General features: G+C 61.7%; 12 protein-coding genes and 1 tRNA gene. 4 read left to right on the top strand and 9 right to left on the bottom strand.

Annotated elements, in window-relative coordinates; genetic code table 11:
• Nucleotides 1–35 precede the first annotated feature (35 nt).
• Nucleotides 36–2,093 carry an ATP-dependent helicase gene (locus EDE08_RS24360; protein ID WP_131871096.1) on the bottom strand — a complete coding sequence of 686 codons (2,058 nt, stop codon included), beginning with the start codon at nt 2,091–2,093 and terminating at the stop codon, nt 36–38.
• Between the two features lie 123 nt (nt 2,094–2,216).
• Between EDE08_RS24360 and EDE08_RS24365 the strand changes: the two genes are divergently transcribed.
• Entirely contained in the window at nt 2,217–2,807 is a 591-nt protein-coding gene (locus EDE08_RS24365) for a TMEM175 family protein (RefSeq protein WP_131871370.1), read from the top strand.
• Nucleotides 2,808–2,810: 3 nt separating this feature from the next.
• Here EDE08_RS24365 and EDE08_RS24370 read toward each other — a convergent pair whose 3' ends face one another.
• Nucleotides 2,811–3,191 carry a YciI family protein gene (locus EDE08_RS24370; protein WP_061880604.1) on the bottom strand — a complete coding sequence of 127 codons (381 nt, stop codon included), beginning with the start codon at nt 3,189–3,191 and terminating at the stop codon, nt 2,811–2,813.
• Between the two features lie 193 nt (nt 3,192–3,384).
• On the opposite strand from EDE08_RS24370, the gene EDE08_RS24375 reads away from it, so the two are divergent.
• The 3 genes from EDE08_RS24375 to EDE08_RS24385 all read left to right on the top strand — a co-directional run bounded on the left by EDE08_RS24375 (nt 3,385) and on the right by EDE08_RS24385 (nt 5,074).
• Nucleotides 3,385–3,570 (top strand): hypothetical protein, encoded by a 186-nt coding sequence (locus EDE08_RS24375; protein WP_131871095.1) that lies wholly within the window; start codon nt 3,385–3,387, stop codon nt 3,568–3,570.
• A 563-nt stretch (nt 3,571–4,133) separates the two neighbouring features.
• Nucleotides 4,134–4,207: transfer RNA gene (locus EDE08_RS24380), tRNA-Gly, on the top strand.
• A gap of 159 nt (nt 4,208–4,366) precedes the next feature.
• Entirely contained in the window at nt 4,367–5,074 is a 708-nt protein-coding gene (locus tag EDE08_RS24385; protein WP_131871094.1) for a hypothetical protein, read from the top strand.
• 59 nt (nt 5,075–5,133) lie between these two features.
• On the opposite strand, the gene EDE08_RS39150 is transcribed toward EDE08_RS24385, so the two are convergent.
• Genes EDE08_RS39150 through EDE08_RS24410 form a run of 7 tightly spaced genes read right to left on the bottom strand, consistent with a single transcriptional unit; the run spans nt 5,134 to nt 11,011 of the window.
• Nucleotides 5,134–6,936, bottom strand: coding sequence for a hypothetical protein (locus EDE08_RS39150; protein ID WP_245524875.1), 1,803 nt, complete (start codon nt 6,934–6,936; stop codon nt 5,134–5,136).
• Entirely contained in the window at nt 6,936–7,103 is a 168-nt protein-coding gene (locus tag EDE08_RS38590) for a hypothetical protein (protein WP_165936143.1), read from the bottom strand. The genes EDE08_RS39150 and EDE08_RS38590 overlap by 1 nt, the downstream gene beginning before the upstream one ends.
• A complete protein-coding gene (locus EDE08_RS38595; protein WP_165936144.1) occupies nt 7,093–7,251 on the bottom strand; it encodes a hypothetical protein in 159 nt (52 codons plus the stop codon). The genes EDE08_RS38590 and EDE08_RS38595 overlap by 11 nt, the downstream gene beginning before the upstream one ends.
• A gap of 1 nt (nt 7,252) precedes the next feature.
• A complete protein-coding gene (locus tag EDE08_RS24395; RefSeq protein WP_131871093.1) occupies nt 7,253–9,589 on the bottom strand; it encodes a phage tail length tape measure family protein in 2,337 nt (778 codons plus the stop codon).
• Nucleotides 9,586–9,813, bottom strand: a complete 228-nt coding sequence (locus EDE08_RS24400) for a hypothetical protein (protein WP_131871092.1) — start codon at nt 9,811–9,813, stop codon at nt 9,586–9,588. Before EDE08_RS24400 ends, EDE08_RS24395 begins: the two co-directional genes overlap by 4 nt.
• Nucleotides 9,813–10,328: a hypothetical protein gene (locus tag EDE08_RS24405; RefSeq protein ID WP_131874992.1), complete on the bottom strand. Its 516-nt coding sequence runs from the start codon at nt 10,326–10,328 to the stop codon at nt 9,813–9,815. Before EDE08_RS24405 ends, EDE08_RS24400 begins: the two co-directional genes overlap by 1 nt.
• A gap of 5 nt (nt 10,329–10,333) precedes the next feature.
• Nucleotides 10,334–11,011 (bottom strand): hypothetical protein, encoded by a 678-nt coding sequence (locus tag EDE08_RS24410; RefSeq protein WP_131871090.1) that lies wholly within the window; start codon nt 11,009–11,011, stop codon nt 10,334–10,336.
• Nucleotides 11,012–11,025: the final 14 nt, after the last annotated feature.

Here is an 11,025-nt window from a genome sequence, read left to right on the forward strand (position 1 = left end):
CTATCCTGACAGGTCCCAGCACGAACCTCTTGCGTCTACCGCCACATCCCGCGCATCTTCGCGCCGATGTCGATCTTCGGCCCCTGTGCCGCGGTGCGCGCCGTGCCCGCCGCGGACTTCGGCCAGGCGGTGCGCTCGAACAGATGGACCAGCTGCTCCGGGATGAAGCGGGTGCGCGAGGCGTAGACGTGGCGGTCGCCCTTGGCGACCTGGCCGTGGGTGAAGAAGCGCTGGGGAACGACGAGGTGCAGGTCGTCCTTGGCGCGCGTCATCGCGACATAGAGCAGGCGGCGCTCTTCCTCGATCTCGGCGCTGGTGCCGGCGCCGAGATCGGACGGCATGCAGCCGTCGACGACGTTGAGCACGAACACCGATTTCCACTCCTGGCCCTTGGCGGAGTGGATGGTGGAGAGGATCAGGTAGTCTTCGTCGCGCAGGGGCGGTCCGGATTTGTCGCTGGTCGCATCCGGCGGATCGAGCGTGAGCTCGGTCAGGAATTTCTCGCGGCTGGCATAGCCGCTCGCGATCTGCTCGAGCTGAATCAGGTCGGCGCGGCGCGTCTCGGAATCCTCGTGGATGCGATCGAGATGCGGCTCGTACCAGAGCCGCACGCGCTCGAGGTCGACGGGCCATTCCGAATAGCGCAGGTTCGCCACCGTGCGGACGAAGTCGGTCCAGTCCGAGCCGGTCCGCGCCGGCACCGGAAGCTGGCCGAGCGCGCCCAGCGGATCGGTGCTTTCCGCCATCTGGTCGAGCACGCGCTGCGCGGTCGCGGGCCCCACGCCCGGCAACAGATGCAGGATGCGGAAGCCGGCGACGCGATCGCGCGGGTTCTCGGCAAAGCGCAGCAGCGCCAGCACGTCCTTGACATGCGCGGCGTCGAGGAATTTCAGGCCGCCGAACTTGACGAAGGGAATGTTGCGACGCGTGAGCTCGATCTCCAGCGGACCCGAATGCGAGGACGTCCGGAACAGCACCGCCTGGTGCTTAAGCAGCGCTCCTTGCTCGCGGTTCGCCAGCACCGCCTCGACGATGTAGCGCGCCTGGTCGGCTTCGTCGTGCACAGTGACGAGCTGCGGTTTCTGCCCGGAGGTGCGGTCGGTCCAGAGATTTTTCGTGAAGCGCTCGCGGGCGAGGCCGATCACGCCATTGGCCGCTGCCAGCACCGCCTGCGTCGAGCGGTAATTGCGGTCGAGCGTGATCATCTCCGCGCGCGGCGAGAAGCTCTGCGGAAAGTCCAGGATGTTGCGCACGGTGGCGGCCCGGAACGAATAAATCGACTGCGCGTCGTCGCCGACGACGGTAAGACCGCGCCCGTCCGGCTTGAGCGCCAGCAGGATCGAGGATTGCAGGCGGTTGGTGTCCTGGTATTCGTCGACCAGCACGTGGTCGAAGCGGCCTCCGATCTCTTCAGTGATGAGCGCATCGCTCATCATCTGCGACCAGTACAGCAGGAGATCGTCGTAATCGAGCACGTGCTGGGCCTGCTTGGCCTCGACGTAAGCGGCGAACAGGCCCTTCAGCTCGGCCGCCCAGCCGCTGCACCAGGGATAGTGCACCCCCAGCACCTTCTCGATCTCCATCTCGGCGTTGACGCAGCGGGAATAGATCGACAGGCAGGTGCCTTTGGCGGGGAAGCGGCTCGCGGTCTTCGACAATCCGCGCTCGTGCCGCACCAGGTTCATCAGGTCGGCAGAGTCCTCGCGATCATGGATGGTGAAAGCGGGATCGACGCCGATCCGCTCGGCATATTCGCGCAGGAGCCGTGCGCCGATGCCGTGGAAGGTGCCGGCCCACGTCAGCGCATCGCGCATGATCGCGGCATTGGTCTCGCCGAGCACCTTGCGGGAGATGCGCTCGACGCGGCCGGCCATCTCGGCTGCCGCGCGGCGGGAGAACGTCATCAGCAGGATGCGGCGCGGATCGCTGCCGGCGACGATCAGATGCGCGACGCGATGGGCCAGCGTGTTGGTCTTGCCGGAACCGGCGCCGGCGATGACGAGCAGGGGGGCTCCCACGGTCGCGCCATCGGCCACGCCATGCTCGACGGCGCGGCGCTGCTCCGCATTGAGCGTGTCCAGATATGTCGCCACGAATCGCCCCGGTGAAAGGATGAGAGTCGGCGATCCCGGCGCGAATCGCAATGCAGCTGGACGGGGACTAGTTTAGGATTTAGGGGAAGACGGCCCCCAGTTCCAGTGCGCCCCATGCCCGACGTGACCGAGCTCAAGCCCGACCAGTTCGAGATGCGACGGCTGGAATCGCTCAGCAACACCATTTTCGGTGTCGGCATGACGCTTCTCGCCTATGATCTGCCCAAGGCCGCCGTGTTCACCAGCGCGCCGGACTGGAACGATCTTGCCCGGGTCTATTCAGGCAAGCTGATAGGCTTTGCGCTCAGCTTCATCATCGCCGGCGTGTTCTGGATCAGCCATCACCGGCGGCTGGCGCGCCAGCCGGTCGGCAGCCGCGGCGACGTGATCCTCAACCTGTTCTTTCTGCTCTCGATCGTGCTGCTGCCGGTCACCAACGGCCTCTACACCAATTACGGCATGAGTAGCGCCGTCGCCGTGCTCTACGGCTTGCATCTGACCGCGATCGCGGGCCTCAACGCCTGGCTGTGGTGGACGATCCTGGGCGGCTGGCGCAGCGAAATGGTGGCCTCGCTGTTTCCGCTGCTGATGTTCATTCCGGGCACGATCGTTGCGGCGTTCGCGCCGCGGGTCGCGCCCTTCCTGTGGTTCATCGCTTTCGGCGGCATCGTGATCCAGCGCTTCCTTCCCAAGCGAACCGAGCCGGGCGCGTAGGACTCACCCCTCTGTCGCCCCGAACCCATCGGCCGGCACGTAAAGCTTGACCGGCCGGATTTCGTAGACCGCCGTCGGATTGACCGCACGCAGCTTCCGCGCCGCCGCGATTGCCTCATCCTCGGTGGCGCATTGCATCAGGTGGAAGCCCAGAAGCTGTTCCTTGGTCTCGGCAAACGGCCCGTCCAGCACCATTCCCGCGCCGGGGCCGCGCAAGGTGCGGGCCTTTCGGGTCTCATCCAGGCGGGCCGCTGGTCCAAACTGTCCGCTTGCCCGGAGGGGCGCCTGAACCTCGATGACTTTGGCCACGACTGCGGCGTCCTGCTCCGGCGTCCAGGACAAGATCTCGTCTTCCACGTGGTAGGCCAGGATCGCGTAGAGCATCGTCACCTCTTTTTTTGCACAGGTCCCAAGGACGTAGCATGGCAGCCCGTCCCGACAATCCCGAGATGAATATTGCATACGCGGCGAGCGGCGAAACGGTTCTGAAACCCGATTGCGGCCCTGCCATGTGAACGCCGCCGGAGTGGGTCGCGACTGATGGACCATAAACAACAGGCTTTTGCTGGAGGCGGCAATGTCGGGTCATACCATCAAGATCATCTGCGACGCGCGGCGGGCGGGACAGTCGGAGCCGGCCGATCTGCACGACCAGGCCGGTCATCACCGCTACTACGGCAGCTCGGTCGAGAACGGCGGCGAGCGGATCGTGGAAAGCCGGCGCGGCAAACGGCCGCGCGCGCTCAACATCTGCGGCTTCTGAAGCCTTTAAACCGGTCGTTCATATGAACGTCCTGCAATCGTCGATCGCGGCGATGCCGTTCCTGCTCGCAACCATGAGCCGGACGGGCAAGGCGGTCCGTCCCGTGCCTTCTGACGAGCCTCTTCACGGTGCTGCTGCGAGCCGCACCGCGCGCAAGTCGTCGGCCCGGTGCCCCGGCATGCTGATCGCCGCGTCGCGCCACACGGCTTCGCGCCGGCTGACTGGCTTCCGGTTTCAAAGAGACCGCAAGGAAAAGGCGCGGCGGGGAGGCCCCGTCGCGCCCGATTTCTTGCTCGCTGGTCCAGGGCTGAGAGCGCCCCGATGCCAAGCCTTTAGTCAAAGCTCAGCGGGCGATCCCAGCGAGGTGACAGCGCTTGAGATAAGACACTGGATCACCTCCTTTCGTTGGTTTCGGGAAACATCAATATAGGCAGTCTTGCCGCCGCTGTTAAGGGCGGCGGGTCCGGAGAAGCCGGGGCGGTCCGCGAAGCCTGTGAGAGCCGAGAAAGCAACCTCCTCGGCAGTTGAGACCGCCGCCCGGCCGTGTTAGGGGATCGGCCGACGCGGGTGTAGCTCAATGGTAGAGCAGCAGCCTTCCAAGCTGAATACGAGGGTTCGATTCCCTTCACCCGCTCCAAATAAAATCAGTAACTTAGTAGCAGTTTTCGACTGATTCCGTGTGCCGCTGGCGGCAACAAAGGAGGTCAGCCGAAAACGTAGTGTTTACAAGGGTTACCATCCATTCCGTCAGCGGTTACGAAGCATTGCCAATGAGTCCGTGTGACACGATTGGCACATGAAATCGTCGGGACGTTCGATTGGTGTTCTTGATCTGCATTCGGGATTGAAGGACGAAAGGAAGCTGGCCATGGCGACCAACATGCCTCGTGTCGGATCGCTCATCGTGGAGATCTTTAGGGCATCGCGAGAGATGCAGCCGAGCCTCGCTCAGAAGTGGGTGACGGCGTCGCATCGCGCCGGAAGCAGGATTCCCGAGTCATTGATTTCGGAATCTATTCAGAGAGTCGGAGAACTCGACGCAGTCTGTTGCGCGATCGAAGACGAGTTGCACCTGCTGCCACCAAAAGATGGGGAGATGGACTTCCGTTTTCATTATCTTGCTTTCCTAGCAGACCTTTGGGTGGGCGCCGCCTATGCCGTCTGCTACGCCTTTGCGAGCCGAAAGATATTCCCCGGCGACCAAGAGTTCGACGCATTGGCTGAAGACTTGCGATTGGTCCGTGTGCAGACCGAGAAGTACGAGATTCCCTCTGACAGGAAGCTGGACGCACCGATCGAGATGGTGACCGCACCCGGTCAGCCAGGGTCTCCGCGCAGATTTCGATATGACAAGACGGATCCCCAACGCGCTCACATAGGGCGGATCGGAATGTCAGATCGCCGATCACCAATGTGGGAAGTGATTGACCTCAATACTAACACTATGAGGTGGCTGGAGCGCAGGGCGCTCGCAGAGCGCCTGTTAGACGTTTTGGCAAAATAGAACAGCGATTAGACTGGACGTTGCAGGCGCCTAACTCATCCGCCGTGCCAGCCAGGGCGCTATGAAACCTGCACGCCGTAGATGACAAACGTGCCGGCTGCAATATTTCCGCTGCTGTAGACGAACCTGACATTTGTCGTCACGACAAGGTCTTGCCTGAACCCGAAGAATTTTCGAATTCCCAGGTTTCCCGGCGTATTGGTGAAAAAGCCGAATTCGCCTTTTGCGGAGGGTCGCCTTACTCCATCGCCGGGGAACAACATGCAATCGAATTGACCAGCCACCACGCCGGTGACGTCCTGCGACGCTGCTAGGTACCAGCCTGTTGTGCTATGAGTAAGAGCCGAGAGACCAGTCCCATTCGCAGCAATAACTTCCGAAACGTACTGATCGGTGCCAGCATCGTAACTGGCGCCATTGTCGGACGAAATGCGCATCTGGAGATCGACGTTGTCGGTCGCTGGAGCGACGCCAAACGCCTCAATCTCGTGGTAATCGTAACCTGAATAGCAGGTCAGATCGACGGTTGCGCTGTTCGATGCGACGACGCTTTGCAGCAGCGTGCGCTTCGCCAGGCCGCATGTATAGAAACCGGTCCCATCACAGCGCAGCGTGCAGCTTTGTTTCGGGCTCAGCCGAATCGTTGTTGCACCGTCGACCAGTTCGGATGAATTGGGGTCGATCGTCCAGACACCGGCTCCGGTGTTCGTTAGATGGCATTCGAAACCGTCACCCAATGCCGCCGCGGCCGTCAGCGACAATGTCCCGCTGGAAGTCAGCTTGATCAGCGCACCGAAGTCGTTCGCGACCACCGTATAGCTCGCCGATTTTGCCAAGGATGCTTGCTGAATATTGGCTGCGACCTGAGCCTTTTGAGCCGCGGTAAGCGATTGAGATCCGCCATAGCGCACGACGCCAAGATTTGCCGCGGCCGTCGCCGCATTCGCCAGGTCCGACAGATTGTTTGCGCTCGACAGATCGCCCGCACCAGGCTCGCCGACTACGTTGAAATTCCACGCCGTACCCGTGCCGCTTCCGCTGGTCTTGTCGCCTGTGATGGTCAGCGTCGTCCCACCATAGGTCGCAACACCCTCTAGCCATCCCGTTGCGCCCGCAGTCGCCGTGGCACGCACGCGCGCGCCGTCCTGATAGGCGAGACCGGATTGCGTGGTGAACACCTTCGAGCCCGTGCCAATGGTCAGCGACGTTGTCGAGGTGCCGCCATAGCCGGCGCCGGTCGGCCCGGTATTTCCGGTATCGCCCTTGCTCGCGAGTACTTGCCAATATGTCGCGTTCGGCGCCGTATGACCCGAGCCCGGCGTTGGATTGATCCAGACATAGGACGTTCCCGACGTCGTTTGCACGTCGCCAAGCGAATACGTAGTCGCGCCGCTGTAGTCACCGGTGAAGTTGAAACCCTTGTAGACGCCGAGGAAATCCCACACACCGGCCGCCTTGATCCACAACTTACCGGTGATCGGCTGCGAGGCATATTGCCCATCGTTGCCAAGGGACGGATCCGGTTCGGTCTCGTCGGCGTCAACGAACCAATAGAACCCTTCTTTGTTCAGCGCCGCGACCAGCTTGTTGACAGTTTGCGCTACCTCTGCGCCGGCGACACGCTGGGGGAACCACTGCCAAATCTTGTACGCGGCGCCCGTTTGCGCGCCGCCGCCCCACGGCGGAATGGTCAATTCGTCGATGTCGACGACGTCGGAAATGATCGTCTGAAAATTGCCGATCTGCAGGATGTCGCCTGGGCGCACATTGACGCCGGACCAGATCGTTCCGGTGCCGGTGACGGTTGTTCCGCCGGCTGAAACCGTGACGGTGCCGGTGGAGTAGCTTACGAGTGCGGTCATCAAAGATCTCCGTCTGACGTCTCAAAATATCCGAAATAGAGCTTCCGCTTGTTCTCATCGGCCATCGATTCAGCGACAATTGCTTTCAGTCGCGCGACGGCTTCACGGACGGAAACAGGTGGTTTCTCCGGCAGGTCGTGAGGCCGATTGCGATCCTCAACTTTCATTGCTGTTCCTCTCACGTGTGGGCCATTTCCAATTTGCCCACTCGACGTCTGCTTCGGTGAGATCATCGAAATCCGGGTCGATCACATCGCCGGCGGGCAATTGCTCATCAGGGCGCCGGTCGCGCTGCCGCGTCTGTTTGGGCGTCATCTCAGAGCATCCGCTTTTTCTTGGCGTCGGTGACCGCAGAAACTACGCGGCCCGGCAATTCAGCCTTGAGCTGTCGCAACTGGCCCTCAACCCTGGCGAGTCCATCCTTGTCCGCGCCGGTCGCGTCGATGTTGATGCTCACGGGTGCATTGACCGTGCTACCTCCGCCACCAGCGGCAGCCAGGCGCGACACCATTCCGTTCGGTGACATCGTGCCACCGTCGGCGAAGCCGGGCAGGAACGGCTTGGAGATGTGGTTAGGAACGACGGTAACGCCGCCCTTGTGGACATTGATCAGCTCGGGGCCGCGCTCGCCAACGACGCCCCAACCCGGGCCGAACGTGCCGCCGTTCGCCGCGGCGAAGCCGGGGCCAAAGAAAGCGCCGCCAGTGTTATTCGCGAGCGTGGCGGCCGACGCTGCTTGAGCAGCCCCACCGCCTCCGCCACCCACCCCAAACAGCGACCCGAGCGCGCCAGCGATACCGCCCGACGACGATCCGCCAAACGCATTCGCAAACAGGCTATCGGCCGCCATCTGCATCAGCTTGTCGCTGATCTTGCCAAGGGCGTTCAGGCCGGCGGACTTGAACGATTCCCACGCGCCCGCGCCGCTGCGCAGTTGCTGACCAAACTCGACAAAGAACCCGCGGTTGACGTTCATCCCCTCAACCATGAGCCCGTCGAGCTGCTTCCGCGCATTGCCCACTTCGTTGATGGCTGCTTGAAATTGCGGCAGCAACGACCCGGCCACTTTGGCCTGTTCGGCGAGCGCTTCGACGGATTTCGCGGCAAGGTTTGAGGCGCTTGCAAACTGTTCGAGATTGGTCGGATCGATCAGGCCCCGGTCGACCCAGCTCTGCAGCGTGTCAGCGGCAGCCTTGCTTGCGTCCTTGAAATTGAAAATGCCAATGCTGGCCTGATCCTGCACACGCGCCATTTCCGCCTGCGCGCGAACGGCGTTCAGAACCGCGTCGCGCATTTTGCCGACACCGACCCCGGTCTGAATGAACGCCGCGTCGAGTTCGAGTGCCTTTGCCTTGACCTGATCCTCGACAGTTGCCAGGTTGCCGAGCAGTCCAATGCTTTGTTGAGCGCGAGCAATGTCGATCAGGGATGATTGACCGGTCTTTGGCTCGGCAATCCCGCCACGCTGGTTAAGCCCGCGTTGCAGCGCTCCGGAGTTGAGCGGAGACTGAAACGAACCGAACCGGTCGGCGAACGGAGTGCCGAATTCGATCCCCATGCTTTTCGGGTCCGAATTGAGCCCAAGCTTCCCGGTCGCTTCGGTGAATTTCGTCCAGAACGACGCATTACCGAAGTCGCGAACCCTCGATTGCAGCGTGTCGAGTGCGGTGATGCCCTCAAGAACACCACTCTTGAGGTATTGGCCCATTTTAGTCGATGCGGTGTTCCAAGCGTCGTCGAATTCACGCGCCTTGCGGATCAGGTTCAGTTCGGCCGACTCGTTGAATTTGACCGAACCGTCGACTGCGGCCTGAATGCCCTTGGAGCCTTGCTCCATGTAGCGCACCCATGCGGCGTCGCTCGGCAAACCAGCCTCGCGCAAAATCTTCTGCTTCTGCACGTCGCTGGTGGCACGCGCGACTAGATCAGCAACGGTCCCGAGATAGCCGGACAGATCCTTGGCGCTCTTACCATTGGCGTTCATCAGCGAATTCAGCGATCCGAAATTGCGCTGTGCCTGATAAACGCTGTCGGCGAATTCAGTGATGCCCTTCGCAAAGCCTTCGTTATCGATACCCTTGAACGACGCCGACTGCTGCAAGGCGTGGAGCTTAGGCAACACGAGGTCAGTTGAGCGCGCCAGATCGTCGAACGAAAGCGTACTCTTGATGACACTGTTCGCCGCGATCGCAAAGCCAGCGGCAACACCGGCCACGCCACCCGCGACCAAGCGTATCGGTGTCAGTACGCCTGCAATACCGCCGCCGATCTGCCGCAGCGCGCCGCCGACGGTGCCGGTTTTACTGGACCCGAAGATGTCGGCGATCTGCGTACCTTGCTGCGCCAGAACCATGAACGGCGATTGACCAGACGCCAGCGAAACGCCGACGTCCTGAATCTGCCGGGACAGGTTGATCAGTTCATGCCGGGCGAGGCCGGTCGATTTAGCGATATTCTGCATCGCCTTGTCGGCTTGCTGCGCCGATTTGCTGATCACGGCCAGATTGGTCCCGGTCGTCTTGGTTGCCGCCTGCAGCTTGTCGGCGCCGGCCGCCGCCGTGTTCGCCGACGCCTGAAACTTGTCGAGCGCGGCGTTCGCAGTTGTGACCTGCGAAGAATCGATTTTGAGGCCAAGTGTCGCGAGCGTGTTCATGCTGCAATCGCCTTCATTGCCATTTTCGATTTGGTTTCAATCTCGATTGCGGCCGAGAAGATGGCTTCGAGCAAATCCGCATCGGCGCCGGCTTGCATGGCTCGCAGTTTGTCGTCAGCGCGCCTCATGGCGCGTTCGATGTACGGCCGCTTGCCACCGTTCGCGACGGCACGCAGCACCTCGGTCTCGAACGCTCGGACGATATGTTTGAGTTGATCAGTCATCAGGTAAATCCGCCACTCAAGACGAATTCGGCCGACGCGTCATCGGCATTCGTTGCCACGAGCATAGCTCCGCTCGAATATTGCGCGCCGATCGCGGAAGTGCTGGAACGCTTCGTCGCGCCGGATCCGGCCGCGAGCGTAACGGTGCCGGTACTCCACATCAGGAATCCGCACGAAAAACACTCGGGCAGATCGGCCGGGACGGTGATGGTGACGTTCGACGTGTCGTCGCAGCGCAGCACCTTGCCGTTGTCGTCGAGGCTCAGCGTGCGATCTCCGGTGAACGGCACGACATCGGTGTAATAGACGGTGTAGTTGGCAGTTCCGGAGATCGCGACGATGGTCACGCGCTTGGCAGGATCGGGCAGCGCCAAACGCCGCTTCTCGCCAGATCGAAGCCACCAAGTGCGGCCCCCTTCGACGGTGACCGACGCTTCGCCGGCCGTTGAGACTTCTAGGGTCCGATCGGCCGGAACGATGATCGTGACGGAATTGCCTTGCGCGACTGACGACATTGCGATCACTCCGCCGCAAGCTCGGCACGCAGAGCGTTCATTTGCTCCTTCTCGAAATCGTCCCACTTCGGAGACGTAAATCCCGTATCTCGATTAATGAACCCGGCTTCTCGCTTAAACGCGATCTTCACCAGATCGATCGCAACGGACGCTTCGGCCAGCGCTTCCGCGCCGGCGGTGTACGACTTCATTTTCTCCGGCTCGATCTTCTGGAGAATTTCGTTTGTCCACGCCTCGGCCTGAGACTTCGAGACGCCGGCAAGTTCAGGCATTCGCAGCGCCGCAAGCTTTTCCGCTTCCGAAAGGTTTGCCCGCTTCTGTAGGTCCGTCGTCGCGGCAACTCGCTTGGCTAGTTCCATTGCTTGCAACGCAGCGAAAGCGTCGCTTCGATCGAAGTCCGGCATCTTCGGCTTGGTGCTCTCGTGCCTCTTGCGCGCCTGCTCGTTCTGGTGGCGGAGCCGCGCAATGTCCGCAAACTTGGCGCTGAAGGCCTTGTTGACGTTTTCCGTCAGCCAGGCACCGTTGCGCTGCTCATCCGCTGCGCGCTTGGCGATCGCCTCGTGAACGCCAAACAGGCCGTCATGAATTTCGGCGGCACGGCGCGCCGTCTCGGCGGCTGCCCCGGCGTTCGACTTCGTGAGCTTGTCGATCGTGCTCTGAATCATCTTCAATTCGGCTGACATCTTCTGATCTTTCC

This window comes from Bradyrhizobium sp. R2.2-H (assembly GCF_004346455.1).
Taxonomy (GTDB): domain Bacteria; phylum Pseudomonadota; class Alphaproteobacteria; order Rhizobiales; family Xanthobacteraceae; genus Bradyrhizobium; species Bradyrhizobium diversitatis.